The organism is Hymenobacter siberiensis (genome assembly GCF_018967865.2).
Classification (GTDB): Bacteria; Bacteroidota; Bacteroidia; order Cytophagales; family Hymenobacteraceae; genus Hymenobacter; species Hymenobacter siberiensis.
Window position 1 is genome coordinate 2,524,038 of sequence record NZ_JAHLZY020000001.1, and the last position, 23,814, is coordinate 2,547,851.

The 23,814-nt window shown below is 59.6% G+C and carries 21 protein-coding genes; 16 read left to right on the top strand and 5 right to left on the bottom strand.

Going from position 1 to position 23,814, the window contains the following annotated elements; all coding sequences use genetic code 11:
• The first annotated feature begins 1 nt into the window (after position 1).
• The gene (locus tag KQ659_RS11215; protein ID WP_216688717.1) at positions 2-3,421 is read left to right on the top strand and encodes a methylmalonyl-CoA mutase family protein; all 3,420 of its coding nucleotides are present in this window, start codon (positions 2-4) and stop codon (positions 3,419-3,421) included.
• 70 nt (positions 3,422-3,491) lie between these two features.
• On the opposite strand, the gene KQ659_RS11220 is transcribed toward KQ659_RS11215, so the two are convergent.
• The 3 genes from KQ659_RS11220 to KQ659_RS11230 all read right to left on the bottom strand — a co-directional run bounded on the left by KQ659_RS11220 (position 3,492) and on the right by KQ659_RS11230 (position 5,011).
• Complete coding sequence (locus tag KQ659_RS11220; RefSeq protein WP_216688716.1) at positions 3,492-3,983, bottom strand: hypothetical protein; 492 nt, start codon at positions 3,981-3,983, stop codon at positions 3,492-3,494.
• Positions 3,984-4,226: 243 nt separating this feature from the next.
• Positions 4,227-4,670 carry a helix-turn-helix domain-containing protein gene (locus KQ659_RS11225; RefSeq protein ID WP_216688715.1) on the bottom strand — a complete coding sequence of 148 codons (444 nt, stop codon included), beginning with the start codon at positions 4,668-4,670 and terminating at the stop codon, positions 4,227-4,229.
• Positions 4,671-4,678: 8 nt separating this feature from the next.
• Positions 4,679-5,011, bottom strand: a complete 333-nt coding sequence (locus KQ659_RS11230) for a type II toxin-antitoxin system HigB family toxin (protein WP_216688714.1) — start codon at positions 5,009-5,011, stop codon at positions 4,679-4,681.
• A gap of 439 nt (positions 5,012-5,450) precedes the next feature.
• Between KQ659_RS11230 and KQ659_RS11235 the strand changes: the two genes are divergently transcribed.
• The 12 genes from KQ659_RS11235 to KQ659_RS11285 all read left to right on the top strand — a co-directional run bounded on the left by KQ659_RS11235 (position 5,451) and on the right by KQ659_RS11285 (position 16,881).
• Positions 5,451-6,041 carry a histidine phosphatase family protein gene (locus tag KQ659_RS11235; protein WP_216688713.1) on the top strand — a complete coding sequence of 197 codons (591 nt, stop codon included), beginning with the start codon at positions 5,451-5,453 and terminating at the stop codon, positions 6,039-6,041.
• Positions 6,042-6,144: 103 nt separating this feature from the next.
• Complete coding sequence (locus KQ659_RS11240) at positions 6,145-6,933, top strand: SDR family NAD(P)-dependent oxidoreductase (protein WP_216688712.1); 789 nt, start codon at positions 6,145-6,147, stop codon at positions 6,931-6,933.
• Between the two features lie 200 nt (positions 6,934-7,133).
• Positions 7,134-8,417: a M20/M25/M40 family metallo-hydrolase gene (locus KQ659_RS11245; RefSeq protein WP_226929948.1), complete on the top strand. Its 1,284-nt coding sequence runs from the start codon at positions 7,134-7,136 to the stop codon at positions 8,415-8,417.
• 104 nt (positions 8,418-8,521) lie between these two features.
• A complete protein-coding gene (locus KQ659_RS11250; protein WP_216688711.1) occupies positions 8,522-9,391 on the top strand; it encodes an aldo/keto reductase in 870 nt (289 codons plus the stop codon).
• Between the two features lie 42 nt (positions 9,392-9,433).
• Positions 9,434-10,456: an OmpA family protein gene (locus tag KQ659_RS11255; RefSeq protein WP_216688710.1), complete on the top strand. Its 1,023-nt coding sequence runs from the start codon at positions 9,434-9,436 to the stop codon at positions 10,454-10,456.
• A gap of 94 nt (positions 10,457-10,550) precedes the next feature.
• The gene (locus KQ659_RS11260) at positions 10,551-11,633 is read left to right on the top strand and encodes an OmpA family protein (RefSeq protein WP_216688709.1); all 1,083 of its coding nucleotides are present in this window, start codon (positions 10,551-10,553) and stop codon (positions 11,631-11,633) included.
• 111 nt (positions 11,634-11,744) lie between these two features.
• Entirely contained in the window at positions 11,745-12,320 is a 576-nt protein-coding gene (locus KQ659_RS11265; RefSeq protein ID WP_216688708.1) for a pseudouridine synthase, read from the top strand.
• A 147-nt stretch (positions 12,321-12,467) separates the two neighbouring features.
• Entirely contained in the window at positions 12,468-12,602 is a 135-nt protein-coding gene (locus KQ659_RS21480) for a hypothetical protein (protein ID WP_262898300.1), read from the top strand.
• A gap of 231 nt (positions 12,603-12,833) precedes the next feature.
• Positions 12,834-13,466: an FKBP-type peptidyl-prolyl cis-trans isomerase gene (locus KQ659_RS11270; protein ID WP_216688707.1), complete on the top strand. Its 633-nt coding sequence runs from the start codon at positions 12,834-12,836 to the stop codon at positions 13,464-13,466.
• Between the two features lie 96 nt (positions 13,467-13,562).
• Positions 13,563-14,249, top strand: a complete 687-nt coding sequence (locus KQ659_RS11275; RefSeq protein ID WP_216688706.1) for a hypothetical protein — start codon at positions 13,563-13,565, stop codon at positions 14,247-14,249.
• 112 nt (positions 14,250-14,361) lie between these two features.
• Positions 14,362-16,326: a KUP/HAK/KT family potassium transporter gene (locus tag KQ659_RS11280; protein WP_216688705.1), complete on the top strand. Its 1,965-nt coding sequence runs from the start codon at positions 14,362-14,364 to the stop codon at positions 16,324-16,326.
• A 66-nt stretch (positions 16,327-16,392) separates the two neighbouring features.
• On the top strand, positions 16,393-16,881 hold the full coding sequence (locus KQ659_RS11285; protein ID WP_216688704.1) for a hypothetical protein: 489 nt from the start codon (positions 16,393-16,395) through the stop codon (positions 16,879-16,881).
• 56 nt (positions 16,882-16,937) lie between these two features.
• Here KQ659_RS11285 and KQ659_RS11290 read toward each other — a convergent pair whose 3' ends face one another.
• Positions 16,938-18,704, bottom strand: coding sequence for a M61 family metallopeptidase (locus KQ659_RS11290; protein ID WP_226929949.1), 1,767 nt, complete (start codon positions 18,702-18,704; stop codon positions 16,938-16,940).
• A gap of 186 nt (positions 18,705-18,890) precedes the next feature.
• On the opposite strand from KQ659_RS11290, the gene KQ659_RS11295 reads away from it, so the two are divergent.
• The 3 genes from KQ659_RS11295 (at position 18,891) to KQ659_RS11305 (ending at position 21,597) form a co-directional block, all read left to right on the top strand.
• Positions 18,891-19,715 carry a C40 family peptidase gene (locus KQ659_RS11295; protein WP_216688703.1) on the top strand — a complete coding sequence of 275 codons (825 nt, stop codon included), beginning with the start codon at positions 18,891-18,893 and terminating at the stop codon, positions 19,713-19,715.
• A 611-nt stretch (positions 19,716-20,326) separates the two neighbouring features.
• The gene (locus KQ659_RS11300) at positions 20,327-20,767 is read left to right on the top strand and encodes a DUF2147 domain-containing protein (RefSeq protein ID WP_216688702.1); all 441 of its coding nucleotides are present in this window, start codon (positions 20,327-20,329) and stop codon (positions 20,765-20,767) included.
• A 194-nt stretch (positions 20,768-20,961) separates the two neighbouring features.
• Positions 20,962-21,597, top strand: a complete 636-nt coding sequence (locus KQ659_RS11305; RefSeq protein WP_216688701.1) for a hypothetical protein — start codon at positions 20,962-20,964, stop codon at positions 21,595-21,597.
• A gap of 83 nt (positions 21,598-21,680) precedes the next feature.
• Here KQ659_RS11305 and KQ659_RS11310 read toward each other — a convergent pair whose 3' ends face one another.
• Positions 21,681-23,753: a M1 family metallopeptidase gene (locus KQ659_RS11310; protein WP_216688700.1), complete on the bottom strand. Its 2,073-nt coding sequence runs from the start codon at positions 23,751-23,753 to the stop codon at positions 21,681-21,683.
• Positions 23,754-23,814: the final 61 nt, after the last annotated feature.

A 23,814-nucleotide genomic window follows, 5' to 3' on the forward strand; every position in this document is an offset into this window, starting at 1 on the left:
TATGCACCCCGCTCCCACCGCGCCCTACAAACCGAAGAATCACGTTCGCATCGTTACCGCCGCCGCTTTGTTCGACGGGCACGACGCGGCCATCAACATCATGCGCCGCATTATCCAGAGCAGCGGCGCGGAGGTAATTCACCTCGGCCACAACCGCTCGGCGCAGGAAATCGTGGATTGCGCCATTCAGGAAGATGCCCAGGCCATTGCCATTACCAGCTACCAGGGCGGGCACAACGAGTATTTCAAGTACATTTTTGACCTGCTAAAGGAGCGCGGCGCGGGCCACATCAAAATCTTCGGCGGCGGCGGCGGCGTGATTCTGCCCACGGAAATTGCGGAGCTGCAGGGCTACGGCATCACCCGCATCTACTCGCCCGACGACGGCCGCGCCATGGGCCTGCAAGGCATGATTAATAACCTGCTGGAGCAGGCCGATTTTCCGACGGGCCAAAATTTGAACGGTGAGGCCGGCCACGTTAAGGAGAAAGACGCGCGCAGCATTGGCCGCTTGATTTCGGCCGCAGAGAACTTTCCCGAAGAGTTTGAGCGGGTAAAGTCGCAGTTGGTTTCCGATTTTCAGTTGGAAGAGAAAAATCAGAACCAAGCACTAGGCACCAAGCATCAGGCACCAATCTTAGGCATTACGGGCACGGGAGGCGCGGGCAAGTCCTCGCTGGTGGATGAGCTGGTGCGGCGCTTTCTAATGGATTTCCCCGACAAGACCATCGCCATTATATCCGTGGACCCCAGCAAGCGCAAGACCGGCGGCGCACTGCTCGGCGACCGGATTCGGATGAACGCCATCAACTCGCCGCGGGTGTACATGCGCAGCCTGGCTACACGCCAGAGCAACCTGGCCCTCAGCAAATACGTGCAGGATGCCGTGGACGTGGTGAAGGCCGCCAACTACGATTTGATTATCCTGGAAACTTCCGGCATCGGCCAGTCCGACACCGAAATCATCGAGCACTCCGACGCCAGCCTGTACGTGATGACGCCGGAGTACGGCGCGGCCACGCAGCTGGAGAAAATCGACATGCTCGATTTCGCCGATGTCATTGCGCTCAACAAATTCGACAAGCGCGGGGCGCTGGATGCGCTGCGCGACGTGCGCAAGCAGTACCAGCGCAACCATGGCCTGTGGGACACCCCTACCGACCAGATGCCGGTATTCGGCACCATTGCCTCGCAGTTCAACGACCCGGGCATGAACCGCCTCTACCGCGCGGTGCTGAAGATGCTGGAAACTAAAACCGGGGCCACCTTCGCCTCGCACTTGGAAACCAGCGGCGAGGACTCAGAGAAGATTTACATCATCCCACCGCACCGCACCCGCTACCTCTCCGAGATTGCCGAGACCAACCGCGCCTACGACCAGCGCGTGCGCGAGCAGGCCAACATTGCGGAAGTAGCCGGCGCGTTTGCCAAGCTCGAAGAGCACTACGGCGCCGACAAAGCCAGCCCGGCCGGCACCGTGGAGGAGTTCAGCAAGAACAAGCAAACCCAGCTCCGCCGCCTCGATGCCGACAGCCAGGCCATTCTGGAAAACTGGGAAGCCACGCTGCAAAATTACCGCGACCCGGAGTACGTGTATTCGGTGCGGGGTAAGGAAATCCGGGTACAGACGCACACCAAATCACTGTCGGGCAACATGATACCAAAGGTATCGGTGCCGCGCTACACCGGCTGGGGCGACCGCCTGCGCTGGGCCATGCAGGAAAACTTCCCCGGCGAATTCCCCTACACGGCCGGCGTGTTCCCCTTCAAGCGCGAGGGCGAAGACCCGACGCGCATGTTTGCCGGCGAGGGCGGGCCGGAGCGCACCAACCGCCGCTTCCACTACGTGAGCATGGGCCTGCCCGCCAAGCGCCTGAGCACGGCCTTCGACTCGGTGACGCTCTACGGCGAAGACCCTGATTTGCGGCCCGATATCTATGGTAAAATCGGCAATGCGGGCGTGAGCATTGCCTGCCTCGACGATGCCAAGAAGCTCTACTCGGGCTTCAACCTGGCCAACCCCAGCACGTCGGTTTCAATGACCATCAACGGCCCAGCAGCCACGCTGGCGGCGTTTTTCATGAACGCGGCCATCGACCAGCAGTGCGAGTTCTACATTCAGGAAAACGACCTGGAAGCGGAAACGCACGCTAAAATCGACGCGATTTACGCGGCGCTGGGCCAGGCCCGCCCCCGCTACCAGGGCGAATTGCCGGCCGGCAACGACGGCCTCGGCCTGCTCCTGCTCGGCGTGACCGGCGACCAGGTGCTACCCGCCGACGTGTACGCCGCCATCAAGGCCCGGACCCTGACGCAGGTGCGCGGCACCGTGCAGGCCGACATTCTGAAGGAAGACCAGGCCCAGAACACCTGCATTTTCAGCACCGAGTTTGCCCTGCGCCTGATGGGCGACGTGCAGCAATACTTCATCACGGAGAAGGTGCGGAATTTCTACTCCGTCTCGATTTCGGGCTATCACATTGCCGAGGCGGGGGCCAACCCCATCACCCAGCTGGCCCTGACGCTGAGCAACGGCTTCACGTTCGTGGAATACTACGTGAGCCGGGGCATGAGCGTGAACGACTTCGCGCCCAACCTGAGCTTCTTCTTCTCCAACGGCATCGACCCGGAGTACGCCGTGATTGGGCGGGTGGCGCGCCGCATCTGGGCCAAAGCCATGAAACTGAAGTACGGCGCCGACGCCCGCAGCCAGATGCTGAAGTACCACATCCAGACCTCGGGCCGCAGCCTGCACGCCCAGGAAATCGACTTCAACGACATTCGCACCACGTTGCAGGCCCTGTACGCCATCTACGACAACTGCAACTCCCTGCATACCAATGCCTACGACGAGGCCATCACCACGCCCACCGAGGAATCGGTGCGCCGGGCCATGGCCATTCAGCTCATCATCAACCGCGAGCTGGGGCTGGCCAAGAACGAAAATCCGCTGCAAGGCTCCTTCATCATCGAGGAGCTGACCGAGCTGGTGGAAGAGGCGGTGCTGCTCGAATTCGACCGCATCACGGAGCGCGGCGGCGTGCTCGGGGCCATGGAAACCATGTACCAGCGCGGCAAAATCCAGGAGGAAAGCATGCACTACGAGATGCTGAAGCACACGGGCGAGTACCCCATCATCGGGGTGAATACCTTCCTCTCGTCGAAGGGTTCGCCCACGGTGGTGCCGGCCGAAGTCATCCGCGCCACGGAGGAGGAAAAGCAGTACCAAATCGACATGCTCCAACTGCTGCACCAGCGCAACGCCGACCAGGCCCCGGCGCGGCTCAAGCAGCTCCAGCAAATCGCCGTGGCCAACGGCAACCTCTTCGCCGAGCTGATGGAAACGGTGAAATACTGCTCGCTGGGGCAGATTACGAATGCGCTGTTTGAGGTCGGTGGGCAGTACCGGCGGAATATGTAATTGTCATTTCAAAAAATAGGCCCGGTGTTACTTGAAATAACACCGGGCCTATTTTTTATATCTGAATGACTTATCTTATATTCAATTCACCAATTTTATTTGCAGCAGCAATACCTATTAATTTTAAATTTTGACTTCTAAAAACGTATAGCTCAGGTTCAGTTTCCGGTGTAGCAATTGTGAAATCGAGTGGAGATTCTTGGTCGTCTTCGAGCTTAATTACAACCCCTTTATAGTAAGGGTGAGAAGATTTACTATTCCTTGCCGGCCTCTGTGTTCTTTTATCAGAACTCCAAAATGGGGTTGCTGAAACATACATACGGATACCTATACCATTTAAAACTCTACCCACACACAATTTGACTGAAGCTACTTCTTCTTCACTCCAAAATTCATCTGCGTAATCAGTACGGATATAAGTCAATTGCGAATCTAAAGATTCGGTGATGTCATTGCCGCACGCAATTGGCACTGTAATCTTTTTTTCTTCGCCATACAATACAATATGATATTTTCCTTCCTTATGACTGAATCTGTCGAAGATGTTGTGAATAGAGACCATAGTTACTTTTAAAAAAACCATTCGAGCAATTACCCTTTCGCATAGGATAAGCAAGGTAATACAACAAAATTCTATGCTAGGCCAAGTTCATGCTTGCAACAAGATATAATATTATGCACACCCTGCCTTCCCCATCTCGGGAGGGCAGGGTGTTGTGCGTAAAGGGGCCCCGCCCACGCGGGCCAGCCGGGCGCGGCGGCGCGACGCAGCCCGCTTCGGCAGCGGCTTTGGGGGCAGCAGATGCTATGCGGCCACTTTCGCCTGCCCTTGGTGGACCACCCGCGCATTGCGGGGCAGAGGCGCGGCCACAGTCAATTCATAGGCCCGATTGAATGCTTCCTGAGAGACCTGGAAGTAGCTGGCGAGGCGGCGGATAACCTCTTTCGATAGGCCCCGGCGGCGGTTCAGGATGTCGGATACTGCGCCTTTGCTGAGGCCCAGCGCGGTTACCAGGTCTTTGGCCAGCAGGTGACGGCCGGCCATGAGGGAGCGCAGCAGGTCGATGGGGTCGGCTTCGGGGAGGGTGGCGTGGGCGTGGTCCCAGGTTTCGATGAGCAGGGTGAGCAGGTCGATTTCTTCCTGGGTGGCGGCGGTGGGGTTGGGTTGGGTTACCAAGGCTTCGAGTTTGGTGCAATAGGTCTGGTATTGCGGCTCGGTTTTGATGACGGTGTATTTCAGCGTTTCCATAATAGTAGCTAGTATAGGTTGACGGTGTACTGCTGGTTTTTCGCGCAGAGCTTATCGTATTCGGCATGCGTACCCAGCCAGCACACGAACAAATGCACCTGCCGCTCGCCAAACGCATAGCTGGCAATCAGCCGGTAGTTGTTGCCACCGATATCAAACACAACGCGGTTGCTGCCGTTGCCTAGTAAGTCGGCCGCGCCGAAGGTTTGCTGAATATCAGCGGGCGTGTTCCAGTCGGCATATTTCACGGCCGTTAGCCAGAGTGCGAAGGCAGCCCGACTTCGTGCGTGGCGGGCGACAAAGCCTTCCACGGTCTGCCGTTTGATGAGGTGGACTTTCATAAGGGTACATCAAATATAAGCTATTAAGTTCGCGTTTTGCGAACTTAATACCACGCCCCTGATTCACCCGCTACTCCAAGCCGCTCCCAGCTTCAGCAGCGGCGGTGGAGGGCGCGGGGGCGGCTCACAACTGGCGCGAGTTTAGCGCAGCGTAACTCGTGCCCACCTTCCGGGCGAGGCTGCGCCTCACATCAGAACAATTCGGCAGAAAGATGACCTCCCGTCAGTTTGCCGCTGGCGCGGCAGTGGAGGCACAGCCTCCACGTCATCGTTGGTCACGAGTTATGGCTGCGCCTAAACTCGCGCCAGTCCATTGCCAGTCCAGTGGCCAGCTCGTTCCAATTTGATTGTATTGACAAATCAAAAAGGGGTTGAACAAAGCTCATTTGTAACTCTGCGCCTGCCGGGCTAGTATGCCGCATTTACACTGCTTAGACTCATGATAACCCACTTCACCGAAATAGATAGAACCAAGCTTTTCCTGCTGTACCACCTCAACCCGGTGCATCCCAAAGCCCCACCCGCCCCCAAAGGCCCCCTGCTGCAGATTGTCATTATCCGGCACGGCGAAAAGCCTACGGAGGGCGACAACCTTTCCCCCGAAGGTTTCGAACGGGCGCTGGCCCTGCCTGAAGTGCTCAATAACCTGCTGCCCCGGCCACCCCATTTCACCTACGTGCCGTGCATTGGCACCGACAAGGAGGACACGACCCGCGTGCGGATGATGCAAACCGTGCTGCCCTACGCCGTACAGCACAACCTGACCATCAACAGCGACTACGCCCCCGACGAAATCAAGGGCCTCGTGAAGGAGCTTCGGCACCACCGCGGCACCGTGCTGCTGGTATGGGAGCATCACAACATTGTGAAAATCGCCGAGGCCCTGGGTATCATAGAACCCCTGGAATGGCCCGATAATGATTATGACAGCATCTGGACCATCACGTTCAGGAAAGGCCGGGCCAAGGGCAAAGCCAAACTACCGGTGCTCATCAAGACCCAGCAAGGTATTCAACCCGCGGCTGTTTAATCAGGCTCGGTAGCCTGACCGGACGCCTCTCCCCCAACCTTTCGGGGGCCGCACTGGTACAACCAAGCTGGCTGCGCGCACACCATCCCGGCAGCCTGGCCCGATGGAACTAGCAAACAAGAAAGTATTTATAACCGGCGGCAGCGCCGGCATTGGCAAAGCACTACTGGCCGAATTCATCCGGCGTGGCGTGCGCGACTTCGCCGTGATGGGCCGCAAACAGGCGGCCCTCGATGCCCTGAAGCAGGAATTCCCCGAGGCCCGGCTGCTGCTCATTGCCGGCGATGTGGGCCAGCCCGCCGACCTCGACCGCGCCATGGCCACCATCACCCGCGAGTGGGGCGGGCTCGACATCCTGGTGAACAACGCCGGGGTAGTGAGCGCCGGCCTGCTCGCCGACCAGCCCGACGACGATATCATCAGCCAAATCAACATCAACCTGACCGGCCTGATTCTACTCACCAAGAAAGCTCTGCCCCTCCTGCTGCAGAGCCCGGATGGCGCACTGATGAATATTTCTTCCGGCTATGGCTATCTGGCCATGCCTTTCTACAGCGTGTATGCCGCCACCAAGGCCGCCATCCGCCAGTTTTCCGATGCCATGCGCCGCGAGCTTTTTCAGCACCCGCTGCACGTGATGACCGTGTACCCCTCCGCCACCGATACCGACATGATGAAAACCGCCGTGGTGAAGGGCATGGACTCGGCCGAAGACGTGGCCAAAGCATCCATTGAGGGCCTGCTGGCCGGCGAAATCAACGTCATCATGGGCGGGGCCGAGCGCGAGGCGCAAATCAAAACCAACTTCCTGGAACCGCGCAAAATCGACGCCGTGGCCGCCGCCAACTACGAAGCCCTGCGCAAACGCACGGCCCAGCATCGTTCCATGTAGCACGCTGGCTATTTGGCCATCGAGAATCAAAATACCACCCAAAAAAGCCGGATATATTATCCGGCTTTTTTGTGCTACAATGGGGATGAATACGGTGTCTGCATTCTGCTGGCGTGGCCAATAATCTAAACTGAAGCGAGCTAGCGCTAAACTTGGTTCTGCGCCTAGTACCTTGCTATTCCTTAGTTAGCCCAACGACTGTGAATAAACGCCTACTCGCCGCCGCTCTATTGGGCTGGCACACTGCAAATGCCCAAACCCTCACTACTACCGAGCGCAGGATTGTAGCCTCGGTGCAGCAGCACATGCCGCAGACAGAGCAGCTGCTGGAACAGGTCGTCAATATCAACAGCGGCACGCTCAATGTGGCGGGCGTGCGCCAGGTGGGCGCAGTATTCCAGAAAGAGTTCGACGCGCTGGGGTTTAAAACCGAGTGGGTGGCTATGCCCGCCAGTATGCAGCGAGCCGGCCACCTAGTAGCCCGGCACAGCGGCACCAAGGGCAAGAAGCTCTTTCTGATTGGTCACCTCGACACGGTATTTGAGTTGGATATGCCCTTCACCAAGTTCACGCGGCTCAACGACTCGACGGCCACCGGCCAGGGCGTAAACGACATGAAAGGCGGCGACGTAGTGATAGTGGCCGCGCTGCAGGCGCTGCAAGCCAACGGCCTGCTTAAAAACACCAGCATCACGGCCTACTTTACGGGCGACGAAGAGCGGGGCGGCCAAGGGCCGGAAAGCCGCGCCGACTTCATTGCCAAAGCCCGGGAAGCGCAGGTAGCCCTGGCCTTCGAAACGGCCACCAACCTGAACATCGTGGCCACTGCCCGCCGTGGCGCGAGTACCTGGCAGCTCAAAACCTTTGGCAAGGCTGCCCACTCGTCGGGCATTTTTAAGCCGTCCGTGGGCTACGGGGCCATTTACGAAGCGGCCCGCATCCTCAATTCCTTCCGCGAAAACCTGAGCCAGGAGCAGAACCTGACGTTCAACCCGGGCCTGATGGTGGGTGGCTCCGAAGTGAGCTACGACGAAACCAGAGCGCGGGGCGAGGTAGTGGGCAAAGCCAATATTATTGCGCCCACCACCACGGTCATCGGTGATTTACGCTTCCTGACCGAAGCCCAGAAAGAAGCCGCCCGCGACAAGATGCGCGCTATCGTGGCGCAGAGCCTGGCCGGTACCCGGGCCGAAATCACCTTCACCGACGGGCTGCCCGGCATGGCCCCCACCCTCGGCAACCAAAAGCTGGCCGCTCTGGCCGACCAGACCAGCCGCGACCTGGGCTTTGGGCCGGTTACGACCAGCGACCCCGGCTCCCGGGGGGCCGGCGATATTTCCTACGTGGCCCAGTACCTCGATTGCCTCGACGGTTTGGGCGCATCGGGCAAGGGTGCCCATGCCGCGGGCGAAACCATTAATATGAGGGACTTTCCGAAGCTGGTGGAGCGGGCAGCCCTCATGATTTATCGGCTTACCCGGTAGCCGACCGGTGAAGGTGCAAGCCGGGTGCCAAGGCTGAAAAGCCTCGCTGCAGACCTTTCGCCACTTTATCGAAACAAAACAGCCCGTCAAACGTCTGTGGTAGCATGCAAATCACCATCGCCCGGCACTCCACCAATCGGCTCACCGTTAACCGCTTTGGCTACGGCACCATGCGCCTCACCGGCACTGATATTTGGGGCGAGCCCGCCGACCGGCCTCAAGCACTCGAAATCCTGAAAACCGCCGTGTCCAGTGGCGTCAACTTTCTCGACACAGCCGACTACTACGGCGAGGACGTAACCAACCGCCTCATTGCCGAAGCCCTGCACCCCTACCCGACCGACTTGGTTATCTGCACCAAAGTAGGTGCTACCCGTCGGCCCGACAAAAGCTGGGTGCCCTTCAACACCCCCGAAAACCTCCGCACCAGCATCGACAACAACCTGCGCACCCTGAAGCAGGAGCAGATTCAGCTGGTGCACCTGCGACTGATGGGCCACGGCGCAGTACCGCTCGATGAGCAGCTCGGGGCCATGTTTGAGATGCAGCGCGAGGGCAAAATCCTGCATGTAGGCCTGAGCAACGTGACCCGCGAGGACCTGGAAGCCGGGCTGAAAATCGGCGAGATTGCCACCGTCGAAAACATGTACAGCTATGCCCAGCGCACCACCGTGGTGCTCCCCTACGGCACCAACCCCGGCGGTGAAGAAGTGCTGGACCTGTGCGAGCAGCACGGCATTCCGCTCATCCCCTTCTTCTCGCTGGTGCACGGCCTGCCCAACGCCGGCCAGAAGCTAACCGAGCTGGCCCGCCGGCGCGGCGTGACAGACGCCCAGCTCAACATTGCCTGGCTGCTGCACCGCTCACCCTGGCTGCTGCCCATTCCGGGCACGTCGTCGCTGGCGCACCTTGAGGAAAACCTCAAGGCGGCCGATATTGAGCTGAGCGCCGAGGAAATGGCCTATCTGGGGTAGTAGTTTGTTTCGTTTCCTTCGTCCCGACCTTAATTTGGGGGAATGAAACGTTGGTTCACTTTACTTTTTCTACTTCTTGCTTTTGCAGCCCCCTGCCTCGCTCAGGACTTATCCGGCATTTGGCAAGGCGCTGCTACTAACCTGCCCAGACGGGTCGTAAGCCCGATAGCTATGCAGATTTACAAGCAAAGTGCCGCCCCACTTTCAGAATGTTTCTATCAGGAATTTGAATACGGAAAGTATTGTGTTATCTACCAGCTAACGGGCACGCTATCAGCTAAGACGCTGGTTATTGCATTCGATAGCATTTTACAAGAACGTCGCCCTTCCAACCCAAACTTCAGTTGGGATGCCGCACCCATTACGCTTTCCTATGATGAACGGCAGGAGATGCTTGTTGGAAAGAACTCTCCAGGGAGGTATACCCGGAGTATGGACTACACCTTCACCTTTTTTCGGATAAAGCTGAAATCAAGTTTGGTTGTGCCTGCTGCAGCTTCAACTACCCTGCGCGTCTCGGGGCGCGATGTGCGCTGGTTTTCGGACATAGCACTCAAACGCCCTGTTGCTCAGGGCAATACGTTCAGCACCCGTCTGCAAAAAACCACCACTTTCTACCTAACACAGGGGTTCTATCCTTCGCGCAAAAGCACCGCCACCGCCGTAACCATACGGGTAAGGCCTGCTTTAAAATCTGTTGCTAAGCAGCGTCCGTCTACCTCCGCACCTGCAATTGTTGTTCCGGTACTATTGCCCACGGTACTCTTCTTTGTGGGTACGGCCACGCTGCTGCCTACCGCCACTCCTGCCCTGGAGCAGCTCACGGCTGACCTGAAAGCCCGGCCCGCCATGCGCATTCGCATAGCCGGCCATACCGACCGGATAGGCGAAACCGACAAAAATCAGGTACTATCCACGCAACGGGCGGCAGCGGTAATGGCCTTTCTTGTGAAATCGGGCATTGCTCCTGCGCGCCTGGCAGCCATTGGCTACGGCGATAGCCACCAGCGCTACCCTACCCCCGATGCTCGCAACCGGCGCGTAGAAATAGAGGTACTGCCGTAATCAGGCTACACATTTTGCTGCTTTGGCCCCATAGTTTTTTTCCTCCTTCTGGTTAGCCGTCAAACTTCTGACGAACGAATTATTACCCTATGAAATGAAAAGCAGCTTTTGCTTTGGTATCGGGGCCCTGCTGTTCGCGGTTCCGGCACCGGCCCAATCCCTGACGGGTATATGGCAGGGAGTTGAAACGGATACTGGCCAGCCGGGGGCCTTCTGGCCCACGGTCTTGCGCCTGCAAAAAAGCAAGGGCAGCAATGTGTTCGGCATTCTCTACGAAGAAACCGATACCAACCCGAGCATCACGGTCACGTTCGGCATGCGCGGCACCCGCACCGCCACCGGCCTGCGCCTCGAACACGGCGAGAAGCTGAACGAAACCGGCCGCACCCTCACCCAATACTGGTGCGACGGCTCCATTACGTTCACCTACGACCCTGCCCTCGAAAAGCTCACCGGCCACGCCACCTACCGCCCCGTGGGTGGCTGCAGCGTGGGCACGTTAATGCTCTACCGCATCAGGTTAAAATCGGCCGCCACGGTGCCGGCCGGGGCCGAAAGCAGCTTGCGCGTATCGGGCCGCAATGTGCTTTGGTTTGCCGATGCCGAGCTGAAGAAACCCGTAAACTCGGGCAATACCTACCGCACCAGGCTCAGCAAAACCACCACGTTCTATCTCAAGCAGGCTTATTATCCTACCGACCAAAGCCCGGTGGTGCCCATCACCATTCAGGTGAGCGGGGCCAGACCTGCGCCGCCGGCTCCGGCGCCGAGGCCCGTGCCTGCTCCTGCCCCTCCGCCAGTCGACTCGGTTGCCAAGGCCCCGGCCGCGCCCCTGTTGCCCGCCACGCCGGCCCCGGTGGTGCTGCCCACCGTATTGTTTAAAGTGGGCACCTCCGAGCTGATGCCCACCGCCGCCCCGGCCCTCGACCAGCTGGCGGCCGAGCTCAAAGCCCGCCCGGCCTTGCGGCTGCGCATTGCCGGCTACACCGATAAAGTAGGCGAGCCCGATAAAAACCAGGCGCTCTCCGAGCAGCGCGCCGAGGCCGTGAAAACCTGCCTGTTAAAAGCCGGAATTGCGCCCGAGCGCCTCCGCACCATCGGCTACGGCGACTCCCGCCCGCTCTACCACTCGCCCGATGCCCGCAACCGGCGGGTGGAAGTGGAGGAGCTGCAATAATCCCCTGCTGTTTTCACAGCTTTGCGTAGGCCGCCAGCAAGGGAGAAGCCCGACCTTTGCCGCCCGCGCCGCTCCCCGCCGCGTGCCAGCAATAAGCCCATTCCTCCCCGTATGTCCCATCGCCACTTTCTTATTCATAAGCCCTACGGCTGCCTCAGCCAGTTCACCAGCCAGTTTTCGGGCGAGGCGAAAAAGACCATGCTGGGCAAATTCCATGACTTTCCGGCGGGCACCATGTCCATTGGCCGGCTCGATGAGGACAGCGAAGGCCTGCTCCTGCTCACCACCGATGGCAAGGTGAGCGAAGCCATCCGGAGCCGGCACGTCGAAAAAGAATATTACGCCCAGGTTGATGGGCTCATGGACGAGCCTGCCCTGGCCCGGCTGCGGGCCGGAGTCGAAATCGGAGTGCACAGCGAAAAGGTTATCACCAGCCCCTGCGCCGCCCACCGCCTGGACTCCGCCCCCGCCTTTGCTCCGCGCACCCGCAAAATCCGCGACGACCGGCATGGGCCCACTTCCTGGGTGGCGATTACGGTGCGGGAAGGAAAATTCCGCCAGGTGCGCAAAATGACGGCGGCCGTGGGTTTCCCCACCCTGCGGCTGGTGCGCGTGCGGGTGGGCGGTATCTGGCTGGGCGACATGGCCCCGGGAGCCGTAGTGGAAGTACCGGATTTTGGGTTGTAGGCAGTTGGTGTGGGGGGCAGAGTGGGCTCCCGCACCCCACATATCACCATTATTAAATCGTTATTTCATGCTGCATGCATAACATTTATCGGGTTGTGCCGTATCTTTACCGTAGCATTAACCACTAGGCCTGTGCGCACTATCGATATGAAAAAAACCGCTGCTTTCTCGTTCTCCTCGCTGCTGCTGTTGGGCGGCGTGAGCTACCTGGCTGCCAAACTGGCCGGCCTCGACCTGACGTTCTTCTTCCACGGCGACGACGACCACCAGTACTACTGCTAATCCCTATTGTATCGCTACACAGCACCCTATCCGCATTATTATCTGAAAAAGCCTGGCTATTAGCCGGGCTTTTTTGTTGTGACATCGGCCAATGCGGCGGACCCGGGCGGTTCGGCGCGGCTTTTGGAACCTTGCCCCCGCAACGGCGTGCCCCGTAGCAGTTCTTTTTCACGGCGGCGGGCGGCCATGCGTTGCCGCTTCCGCCGCTTCACCAATTCCCCTCCTGGTTTTATGAACCTCGATTCCCACCAAGCTCAGGTGAGCTACATCATTGGCCGCGACCTGGCCCGCAACTTTGCCCAGCAGGGCCTCGAACTGGACGTTGATACCCTGGCCGGCGCGCTGAAGGAAGGCCTGCAGGGCCTCCCCAGCCGCCTCACCCAGGAGCAGATGCAGGCCGCCATGCAGCAGATGCAGGAGCAGATGGGCGGCGCCGACCAAGACGATAATTCCCAAGACCCCGAATCCATGAACAACAACAAAGCCGAAGGCGAAGCCTTCCTCGCCGAAAATGCCAGCAAAGCCGGCGTTACCACCCTGCCCAGCGGCCTCCAGTACGAGGTAATCACGCAGGGCACGGGTGCCAAACCCAGCCTGAAATCGTCGGTGACGACGCACTACCACGGCACCCTGATTAACGGCACCGTGTTCGACAGCAGCTACCAGCGCGGCCAGCCCGCCACCTTCCCCGTCAACGGCGTAATTGCCGGCTGGACAGAAGCCCTGCAGCTCATGCCCGAAGGCTCGAAGTACCGCCTCTACATCCCCTCCGACCTGGCCTATGGCAAGCGCGGCGCGGGCCGCGACATTCCCGGCGATACCGCGCTCATCTTCGATGTGGAGCTGCTGAAAGTGAACAACTGAGCGAGCGTAGCGGCGGGAAATATTCCCGCCGCTACCCGCACGGCGGCCCCTGCCTGGAGCCGCCCTACCAGCACCATTCCGGCTGTTTCCAAGACCATGAATCCCTTCGAAGCCCAGCCGCCCGCTGACCAGCCCAAAGAGGCCCCGGAACAACCTTCCGGGGCCTCTTTGCTGCCTACGCCCGGTTCGGCAGCGGTTCCTGCCCCCGCCGCGCCCCACTACCAGCCCGCCCCGCTCATCGAGCCGCTGCCGGAGCTGCCGCCCCTGCCCGAAGTACGGTCCGACGACGGCCGCGTGGTGCTCTCCGGTAGTACCGTAACGGTGCAGGGCCAGCAGTTCTCGCTGCGCGAGCTGGAGCGGGCCGAAATCACGCCCGTGAAGTGGATACTCTGGTACCTGCTCGGGGGCCTGGGGCTAGCCTTCGTTATGATAGCCTTTTTGCAAAACCAGCTCCGCACCGGCCCGGCCATGCTGGGCATGGTGGCCACGGCGCTGCTGCTGGCCTACGGGCATCGCGGGACCAACCGCCTGCGCCTGCACCGCTTGGGCCGCGAGATGGTCAACTTTGCCCTGCCCGGCGACACCGCGCCCTGGCTGCGCCTCACCGCCGAGCTGAACCGCCGCATCTACCGCGTGCACGATTACGATGCCCGCGTGGCCGCCGCCGCACTAGCCGCGCACGACGAAGCCGTGCGCCTGGCGGCCCAGCTCGCGGCCGAAGCGGCGGCCCTGGCCGACCAGACCCAGGCCCAGGCGGCCACCGACGAAAATGACCAGTGCTGATTTCAGTCCCATGCTGGCGTGCGGCCGTAAGGCTGCTGGCCGGAGCGCATCCGCTACCTTCGCGCCCCGTAAACCATTCCCCGCTTAGCCCCCGATACCTCACCTTTACTTTATGAGTTCCGATACTAAACATTCGCACACCGCCATTTCCGGGGCGGGGCTGCTGATTGCCTTGGGCATCATTTATGGCGACATCGGCACCTCGCCGCTCTACGTGATGTCGTCCATCCTGAGAAGCGGCCGCGTGCCCGATTTGATTGATGCACACCTCGTATTAGGCGGCATTTCCTGCGTTATCTGGACGCTCACGCTCCAGACTACCATCAAGTATGTACTGCTTACGCTGAACGCGGATAACAACGGCGAGGGTGGCATTTTCTCGCTCTACGCCCTGGTGCGGCGGCGGGGAGCCTGGCTCTCGGCCGTGGCCATCATTGGCGGTTCCGCCCTGCTGGCGGATGGGGTGATTACGCCGCCTATTTCAGTATCATCGGCGGTCGAAGGCCTTAAAAACGTATTTCCAACGCTGACCCAGGACATTGTTGTTTATATCGTTATCGGTATTATTGCGGGGCTTTTCTTACTACAAAGCTTTGGTACACAGATTGTTGGTAAAGCATTCGGACCGATTATGTTCCTGTGGTTCACCATGCTGGGTGTGTTGGGTACAAGTTGGATTATCCAAAACCCGGTAATTCTGAAGGCGGTCAACCCGTACTACGCCTACGACCTGCTGGTGCATTACCCCGGCGGTTTCTGGCTGCTGGGCTCGGTATTTCTGTGCACCACCGGAGCCGAGGCCCTGTATTCGGACCTGGGCCACTGCGGCAAGGGCAACATCCGCATCAGCTGGACGTTCGTGAAAACCTCGCTGCTGCTCAACTACCTGGGGCAGGGAGCCTGGCTGCTGGCCCACCAGGGCGAGATGCTGAACGGTAAAAACCCGTTCTATGCCCTTATGCCACAATGGTTTTTACTTATCGGCATCAGCGTGGCAACCATTGCGGCCATCATTGCTTCGCAGGCGCTCATCACGGGTTCGTTTACGTTGGTGGCCGAGGCTATCCGCCTGAATATGTGGCCCAAAGTGAAGCTCAACTACCCCACCGACGTGAAGGGCCAGCTCTTTGTGCCCAGCATGAACCGGCTGTTGCTGCTGGGGTGCATCGGCGTGGTGCTGTACTTCCGCGAGTCGACCAATATGGAAGCCGCCTACGGGCTGGCCATCACCCTCACCATGCTGATGACGACCGTCCTGCTCACCATGTGGCTGAAGATGAAGAAGGTAGCCATGCCGCTCATCGTCCTGTTTGCAGTGGTGTACGGCATCATCGAAGGCTCGTTCCTGATTGCCAACATGATTAAGTTTCCGCACGGCGGCTGGGTGTCGCTGGCCATCGGCGGCACGCTCATGGCCGTGATGTACGTGTGGCTCAAGGCATTCTACATCAAGCGCCGCCTCACGGAATTTGTGCGGCTGGAACCTTACGTGGACGCCCTCAAGCAACTCAGCGACGACGAATCCATCCCGAAATACTCAACCCACCTCGTGTTCCTGACCTCGGCCGAGCGCAGCACCGAGATTGAGCAGAAAATCATCTACTCCATCTTCCAGAAGCGGCCCAAGCGGGCGGATATCTACTGGTTCATCCACGTCGACACCACCGACGAGCCCTACACGATGGAGTATAAAGTGACCGAAGTAGCCAAGGACGACGTGTTCCGCATCAATTTCCGGCTGGGCTTTCGGGTGCAGCAGCGCATCAACCTCTACTTCCGCAAAGTGATTGAGGACCTGGTGCGCAACAAGGAAGTAGACATCACCTCGCGCTACGAGTCGCTGAGCAAGCAGCACGTCACCGGCGATTTCCGCTTCGTGGTGCTGGAGAAATTCCTCAGCATCGAGAACGACTTCCCCACCGTAGAGAAGCTCGTGATGCAGGCCTACTTCTACATCCGCCAGTTTATCGCCTCCGAAGACCAGTATTTTGGCCTCGACACCTCCTCGGTGAAGGTAGAAAAGGTGCCGCTGGTAATTGCGCCGGTGCGCGAAGTGGCGCTGAAGCGGATTAAATAATAAGTTACGGTTTGAACTGCTATTTTAGCGGGGCTGCAACCAAGCAGCCCCGCTTTTTTATGCCCGATGCTGTACATAATCTGGGAGTTACTCAATCTGGTCGCACTGGGTTTGCTTCTCTGGGCAAGCTATAAAGCAGTAAAGATTCTGGCTCGCGAATGGGGAATCCTCAAAACCGGACTATTCGCATTATTGCTACTTGCCATGACGGGCGGTAAACCAAAGGCCTCGGTGCCAATGCGCACAGCAGTAAGCAATACCAATGCGCTCCGTCCCGGCATCTATTTGCCTGTTATAAGCGACAAGTTTATCAACCGCCTTTCGCTCGTTATTATCAAGAGTTCGGGCCCTGATACGACGGCCGCTACCGTTGCGCAAGATTTTTCCGGCCTGGGAGTTGGTCACAAATGGGAGCCGATAGGTCCTGGCATCTATCGTTTTCAGCACGGCCAGCTGGCCTACAACATCCCGCAGCTTTTGCGCTGGAACCTGCTGGGAATAAACGTCTTCACGCAATTGAAACAATTGAAAGGCACCACTTCCCTGCATAACTAAAGAGGCCCCGCTCAAATTTGAGCGGGGCCTCTTTAGTTATGCAGGGAAGCCGGAAATTACTTCCCCAGCCACTTGGCCAGCACTTTCTGCTGGGCGGCGGTAGGGCTCGCCACAGGCTGAATGGTGAACTTGCGGTCGGGGTTGGGCAGGGCGCGCAGGGTGATGTCGCGGGTAAGGCCGTCGCGGCGCACCTGCAGCTTCACATCGGCACCTACGGGGCTGCTGATGAGGGCTTTCACGGTTTCGTCGCTCGGCGCGGCACTGTTGATGAGCAGGACTTCGTCGGTGGCGCTGAGGCCGGTGTTCCAGGCGGCACCGTCGCGCACTACGCTGGCCACGAGCAGCTTGCCGGCACGGTTCGAGAAGTTGGCCCCAAGGGTGCCGTCGGTGCTCAGCGGTGCGCTGGTGAGCGTGAGTCCGGCGTAGCCGAGAGCAGTGGCGAAATCGATGGGCTTGGTGTCGTACACGTTATTCAGAAAGAATTCGTCGAAGCGGCGGCCGGCCACGGTAGCCACGGCATCCTGGTATTCCTGGTCGGTGAAGCCCCGGCCGGCCTTCTTGTAATACGTGTCGTAGAGCAGGCGCATCACGTCGTCGAGGTGCTTGGTACCGTTGGTGACCTGGGCAATGTTCAGGTCGAGCCAGGTGCCAATCAGGTCGCCCTTGGGGTAGTAGCTGATTTGGGTATTGCTGGAGTTTTCATTCGGCCGGTACGACTTAATCCAGGCATCAAAGCTGGACTCGGCCGCCGACTGAACGCGGTTGCCGGGCGTATTCTCCACCTCCGTGATAGTATTTCCCAGCTTACCCAGGTACTCCTCACGGCTGAGGATGCCGGCGCGCGCCAGAATCTGCTTCGAGTAGTATTCCGTCATGCCCTCGCTCACCCACAGCATGTGGGTGTAGTTTTCCTGGTCGTAGTTGAACGGCCCCAGCGCCACCGGCCGGATGCGCTTCACGTTCCAGAGGTGGAAGTACTCGTGCGCCACCAAGCCCAGGAAGGACTTCAGCCCGGCATCGGTGCCGTAGGCGGCGCGGCTCACCTCCAGCGTGGTCGAATACAGGTGCTCCAGGCCACCGCCACCGCGCTCCAGGTTGTGCACGATGAACAGGTAGTGGTCGAGCGGATTCTGGCCCACCACGCGGTGCGCTTCCTCGCACACGCGCTTCATATCGGCCACCAGCTTGGTGTCGTCGGCGGTGTACTGCCCGTACATGGCTACCTGGTGCGGGGTGCCGTTGGCGGTGAATTCCAGTATTTTTTGATTGCCGATTTCAATCGGCGAATCAGCCAGTTCGTCGTAGCTCGCGGCTTTGTAGGTGAACTTGCCGGGGCCGGGGCGCAGGGCCGTGCTCACCTTCTCCCAGCCGGCGGCGGGCTGCACGGTCAGCGAGCTGTTCAGCATCTTGTTATCGGCCGGGTACATGAACACGCTGCTGCCGTTGAGGTAGCCGTGGTCGGCGTCGATAAACGACGTGCGTACGCTCAGCTCGAACGCGTACACCCGGTAGCTCACCCGGAAGCTGGCCTGCTTGGGGTGGCGTACCCGCCAGGTATTCTTGTTAATTTTCTCCGCTACCAGGGCCTGTCCGCCGCTGGTCTGGGCCTGGAAGCCCTCCACGTTTTTGGCATACTCGCGCACCAGGTACGAGCCGGGGGCCCACACGGGCATTTTCACGTCGGTATAATCGGCCGAAAAGCCGCCCAGCTCCATCTTCACCTCGAAGTAGTGGGACTGGGGCAGCGGCATGGCCAGCGTGTAGCGCAGCGTGGGCACCACGGCGGCTGTTGGGCGGGCATTCACACCCTCAGCTGCTAACACAAGTCCCGCTAAAGCAGCAGTGCGCAGGAATACGTTTGAGTTTCTAAGCATTCGAAAATTAACTAAATTGGAAGCAAGGGCACAAAGTAAGCCCCGCAGGTTGCCTCCAACCTAGCAGGCGGCCCCGCCGTTAGGACCTAGCGCGGCGCTTACCCGACAGCCACGCGCCTTTTGCCGGACTTTTGTATGCGCTATATCTGGATAATTTTTGTGGGGCTGCTGATGGCGATGGTGGCCATTCTGCCGCGCCTGGGGAAGCACAAACCCGCTCCACCCATGGCGGAAACCAGCCCGTCCGACGCCGCCCTGCGTGCCCGGCCGGCATCCCTGCGCACGGCCCCCGGCGCTGCCCTCCCGCCCCGCGCCGATAGCGTGGTGGCCTTCGGGCTGGCCCAGCGCGGCACGCCCTACGTGTACGCGGGCACCTCACCGCTCACGGGCTTCGACTGCTCGGGGTTCATCATGTACACGTTTGCCCATTTCGGGGTGCCGGTACCGCATTCCACCGCCCTGCTCATCGACGTGGGCCGACCCGTGGCCCGCACCGAGGCCCAGCCCGGCGACATCATCGTGTTTACCGGCACTGCTGCCACCAACACCACGCCGGGCCACGCCGGCATTGTGATATCGCCCCGGGGCGAGCTGCCGCTGCGTTTCGTGCACGCCTCATCGTCGCGCCGCGAGCCGTTTGTGAAAGTGAACCAGGTGGAGAATTCCGACTATGAGCGGCGCTTCATGCAGGTGCGGCGGGTGCTGGGACCGGACACGGGCATTGCCGCCTCGGCGCGGCCGAAGCTGATAGCGGCCCCCGCCAGCACGCCGCCCGTGGCCGCGCTGCCTGCCCGTCGGGTGGCCGTGGCAGCAGTGGCCGCGCCTATTCCTGCGCTCCCCAAGCGGCTCGCGACGAAGAAATACCCGACAGCCGCGATTACCGCTAAGAAGAAATCGGCAGCTAAAAAGAAGTCGGCGTCTATTCCCAAGCGCAAGCGGCCGGCCACCAAGGCCAAGTAAGCCCTTCAAAACCGCTTAAACGCAACGATGCCCGGCCTGCCTTTGCCGTCCCACTAAAGGGCGGCTGGGCAAACCGGGCATCTAATCCTTCAAATCTTACCAAGCGGCGAAACTGGGGTGCAGTTCCGGCGTCTTTCAGATAAGACCTGGCCGAATGTGGGTAGCCTTAGGAGCTACCCCACGAAGCTGTTGTTAGGCGTGTACTGCGGTGAAGCGTACGACATTCGACAGGCTTGGCAGGATTTGTTTGGGACTACTAGACATTTTGTACCTCCTTTCTTTACGTTCGACATTGCCTCATTATCGCGGCCCAATAATTTAGGGATTCTCAAATGGGGTCGTAGCACTCACTACTGGCCCGTAAAGTTAATAGCAAGGGCTAAAGTTCAAAATCTGCCCGGCTTTTTCGGGGCTGCGCTGCTCAAAAAGCGGCTTTACGGCTGATTTACAGCTATATTAATTTTGCTATTGCCGCCGTATTTTTTTCTGATTGGCCCGGCGCGTAAACTTGGCTGTAAACTTGCAATAGGGGCAATAGCCAGCGTGCTGGCTTAGCTCTGAAATTTTTGCTTACCTTTTCCCCTCAAACCCACCTCATCCAATCTTCAGAAATGAAAAAAACCTTGCTCTTACTGGTTGCCCTCGTGCTGGGCCTCGCTGGCATGGCCTCCGCCCAAACCATGTCGCCGCTTGGTGTCTGGACCAATACGGAGAAGAAAGCCACCTTCGAAATCTACAAGTGCGGCGACAAGCTGTGCGGCAAAATCGTGAGCCTGACCATTCCCAACGACCCCGCCACCGGCAAACCCAAAACCGACTCGCAGAACCCCGATGCCAAGCTGCGCAGCCGCCCTCGTCTAGGCCTGGTATTTATGCAGGGCTTTAAGTATGACGACAATAACAAGTGGGACGATGGCAAAATCTACGACCCCGAAACCGGCAAAACCTACTCCTGCTACATGAAGATGGAAAGCCAGAACACGATGGAAGTGAAAGGCTACATCGGCTTCTCGCTCATCGGCAAATCGCAGACCTGGACGCGGGTAAAATAACCCCGGTACCTGCCCCTGCTTAGCTCGTGCTACGGCCGGCTCTCTACCCCGAGGGCCGGCCGCTTTTTGTGGCACGGTATCGGTAAGACGGCAGCTAATTGGGCTTATATGGGCATATTTGAAGGTTAAAGTTGCATGCCGCTCTTAAACTATTTGTCCGAGCCGGTGTTCTGACTCCACTAAAGCATCTTGTTTTGTTCAATTTCATTCAGCAGTTATTTCGCCCTGAAGAGGCCGCCCCGGCTGCCTGGCACGCCGTGGCACTCACGGCGGCGCAGGTTCGGCGACACGCCCGCTGGGTAGAGCAGCATGTGTTTTTGAACTGGCTGGAGCCCTACTACAAGGCCTACCACCTGCGCAAGGGCGGAGCCGGCGGCAGCCGCGGCCTGCAAGTGCAGCAGCTACACGAACAGGGCCGCCAGGGAGCCATATTTTTCTTCGACCCCACCATCGGGCCGGGCAATTTCCGACATTTCTACGAGCACCTGGGCGAGCGCCTGCTCGGGCTGGGCTACCACCGCGCCTGCGCCGACCAGTGCACCCAACGCAAGCAGCACCTGCGCGAAACCGTGCTCAAGCAACTCTTCAAGCCCAACCCTACCGACTGCCCCGATACCGGCCACTGCAACCAGCGCTTCGGCCTGGTTACCATCGATTTGGTAGCAGTAAACGGTCAGCCCATGTTTATCCGCCTCACCAACAACGCGGTGCTGCAACCCGGTTTCACACCCGCCGGCTCGTTTGATGAGCTGCTCCGGCACCTGCTGGATGCCCCGCCGCCCACGCCGGCCACCCAAGCCCTGATAGCCGAATACCACAACCAGTTCTAACGGCTCATTACCAATATATTAACCAAAATAAAGGCCGCTCCCGGATTGGGAGCGGCCTTTATTTTGGGTGACGAAGCAGGGCGCTATTCCCGCACAAACTGCGCCCGGCCCAGCATATTGCCATCGAGGCCCAGCAGGCGCAGGTAGTACAGGCCCGATGCCAAGCTGTGAGTATCAATCTGAGGATGTGCTGCTTGCAGAGCCTGGCGCAGCACTACGCGGCCGGTGGCATCTACTACTTCGGCCCGCGCGGTGGTAGCGGGCACGGCGGCGAGCTGCAACTGGTTGTGGCAGGGTACCGGAAAGAGGGTGAGTGGGGTCACGCCGGCCGTGGCGCGGGTGGCGAGCACGAGGGTGTTGTCGCGCACGGGCGCGGCGGCGGGCAGGTCCAGAATCCACTGGTCGGGGTCGACGGTGATGCTGGAAACTGTGCCGGTGGCCGCAAACTGAAACGTTTGGGTGGCCTGCGTCTGGCGCAGGCGCACCGTTTGCGTGGTGCCGTTGGTGAAGGTGAGGCGGTAGTCGACTTCGGTATCGAAGAATGACGTGACGGTGGGCACCGAGGCCGTTTCGGTCACGCGCAGCACGACGATGCTGCCCACCTGGTTCCACCGGCCGTTGAAGGTAGGGTAGCCATTGCCCCGGAACCACTGCTGAAAGAAGTAGGTGAGCGAGCGGCCGGCTTCGGCCTCGAAGATGCGCTGCAAGTCGGCGGTATGGGCCGTGGAGGCGCGGTAGGTGGTCTGGTACGTGCGCAGGGCGCGGAAAAACTTTACGTCATCGTTCAGCAGATAGCGCAGCATGTGGATAACGGCCGCGCCCTTCTTATAGGTCAGAGCGGTGCTGAAAATGCGGTTCACGTTGGTGGTATCGGCCACGTACACGCTGCCGGAATTCTGCTGGGCCGTGCCGTGCGCATTGTCCATCCAGGTGCGGGCACTGGCGGGAGTGGCAAAGGCCTGATACGAAAGGTATTCGCCGTAGGAAGCAAAGCCCTCGTTCAGCCAGATATCCTCCCAGGAGGCGCAGGTCACGTTGTCGCCGAACCACTGGTGGAACAGCTCATGGGCGGTGAGGTTGAAGAAAAACCCGTCCTGCGTGGTCATGGTCTGGTGTTCCATGCCACCGCCCAGGCCCAGCGGGGCCATGCTGTGGCCGTACTTCTCGTTGGCAAACGGGTAGAGGCCCACCAGACTGGAGTAGTTTTCGATGAAGCCCGGCGTGCGGTCAATCTCGCTCTGATAATAAGTCAGGGCCGCCTGGTTGTAGAGGTAGTTGACGATGGGCACCGTGGGCCCGCCCGCCGGGTGCGCGTAGTTCACGTATTCCACATACGGAGCCACCGCTACCGAAATCAGGTAATAATCAATCGGATAACGCGATTTCCACTCGTAGCGCACCTTGTTATTGGGCAGCGTGACGGTGCGCGTGAGCACGCCGTTGGAGCCCACTTTATTGGGCAGCGTGGTGGTCACCCACACGTCGCAGGAATCAGCTTTATCCGTGAGCACCTGCTTGCAGGGAAACCACTCGTGGGCTGAGAATGGCTCCGACAGGCTGTAAGTGATGTTGTACGGGATGGTGATGTTGTAGCCAATCTGGCCCTGGGTGCGGTTGCTCAGGCCGTTGCCGATGGCGGCCGAATTTCCGCTCGGGGCCGTGCCATGGTAGTAGATGCGGGCATCGACCAGGGCATTGGCGGGAGCCACCTGGGCCAGCCGGGCCATCACGTCCTGCCCCACGCGCCGGATGCCGGGCGAGCGTTTCCCGTTCACCACCACCGAGTCGATGAGCAGCGTGGCTGTGCCGGCGGGCGAGCCTGCCGGGGCCTGGTAGAGCTCGAACGCGAGCGAATCGAGGGCCTGGCTGCCCACCCGCACGCGCATCAGCACCGAGCCGGCCACGTTCAGCGAGGTGTTTTCCAGGGCCAGGTCGAGCTTGTAGTATTTGACATCGTAGCGGTTCATGCGGGCGCGGTGGGTCACCGATGAGGTAGCCGTGCGCTGGGCGCTGGCAATGCGGCCCGCCGCGCAGACCAGGCCGGCATCTGGCCCAGCTGTAATCTGCTGCGACGCCGATGGCGTAGATTGGGCCAGCAGCAACCCGGGAGCGCTGAGCAAGGCACTGACAAATAGCGCGTAGAGACGACGATGCATAAAAAGAAATCGTGGAAAGGTGAGGAGGTTGAATCCAGGCCGCGGCGGTTGAAAAATCAGC

What these genes read in the sequence shown, in the direction of transcription:
- KQ659_RS11295 (WP_216688703.1), top strand. Translation starts at nt 18,891, where the DNA reads ATGCGCTATATCTGGATAATTTTTGTGGGGCTGCTGATGGCGATGGTG.
- KQ659_RS11215 (WP_216688717.1), top strand. Translation starts at nt 2, where the DNA reads ATGCACCCCGCTCCCACCGCGCCCTACAAACCGAAGAATCACGTTCGC.
- KQ659_RS11230 (WP_216688714.1), bottom strand. Translation starts at nt 5,011, where the DNA reads ATGAAAGTCCACCTCATCAAACGGCAGACCGTGGAAGGCTTTGTCGCC.
- KQ659_RS11265 (WP_216688708.1), top strand. Translation starts at nt 11,745, where the DNA reads ATGTCCCATCGCCACTTTCTTATTCATAAGCCCTACGGCTGCCTCAGC.
- KQ659_RS11275 (WP_216688706.1), top strand. Translation starts at nt 13,563, where the DNA reads ATGAATCCCTTCGAAGCCCAGCCGCCCGCTGACCAGCCCAAAGAGGCC.
- KQ659_RS11310 (WP_216688700.1), bottom strand. Translation starts at nt 23,753, where the DNA reads ATGCATCGTCGTCTCTACGCGCTATTTGTCAGTGCCTTGCTCAGCGCT.
- KQ659_RS11225 (WP_216688715.1), bottom strand. Translation starts at nt 4,670, where the DNA reads ATGGAAACGCTGAAATACACCGTCATCAAAACCGAGCCGCAATACCAG.
- KQ659_RS11255 (WP_216688710.1), top strand. Translation starts at nt 9,434, where the DNA reads ATGAAACGTTGGTTCACTTTACTTTTTCTACTTCTTGCTTTTGCAGCC.
- KQ659_RS11270 (WP_216688707.1), top strand. Translation starts at nt 12,834, where the DNA reads ATGAACCTCGATTCCCACCAAGCTCAGGTGAGCTACATCATTGGCCGC.
- KQ659_RS11280 (WP_216688705.1), top strand. Translation starts at nt 14,362, where the DNA reads ATGAGTTCCGATACTAAACATTCGCACACCGCCATTTCCGGGGCGGGG.
- KQ659_RS11285 (WP_216688704.1), top strand. Translation starts at nt 16,393, where the DNA reads ATGCTGTACATAATCTGGGAGTTACTCAATCTGGTCGCACTGGGTTTG.
- KQ659_RS11240 (WP_216688712.1), top strand. Translation starts at nt 6,145, where the DNA reads ATGGAACTAGCAAACAAGAAAGTATTTATAACCGGCGGCAGCGCCGGC.
- KQ659_RS11260 (WP_216688709.1), top strand. Translation starts at nt 10,551, where the DNA reads ATGAAAAGCAGCTTTTGCTTTGGTATCGGGGCCCTGCTGTTCGCGGTT.
- KQ659_RS11250 (WP_216688711.1), top strand. Translation starts at nt 8,522, where the DNA reads ATGCAAATCACCATCGCCCGGCACTCCACCAATCGGCTCACCGTTAAC.
- KQ659_RS11235 (WP_216688713.1), top strand. Translation starts at nt 5,451, where the DNA reads ATGATAACCCACTTCACCGAAATAGATAGAACCAAGCTTTTCCTGCTG.
- KQ659_RS11220 (WP_216688716.1), bottom strand. Translation starts at nt 3,983, where the DNA reads ATGGTCTCTATTCACAACATCTTCGACAGATTCAGTCATAAGGAAGGA.
- KQ659_RS11300 (WP_216688702.1), top strand. Translation starts at nt 20,327, where the DNA reads ATGAAAAAAACCTTGCTCTTACTGGTTGCCCTCGTGCTGGGCCTCGCT.
- KQ659_RS21480 (WP_262898300.1), top strand. Translation starts at nt 12,468, where the DNA reads ATGAAAAAAACCGCTGCTTTCTCGTTCTCCTCGCTGCTGCTGTTGGGC.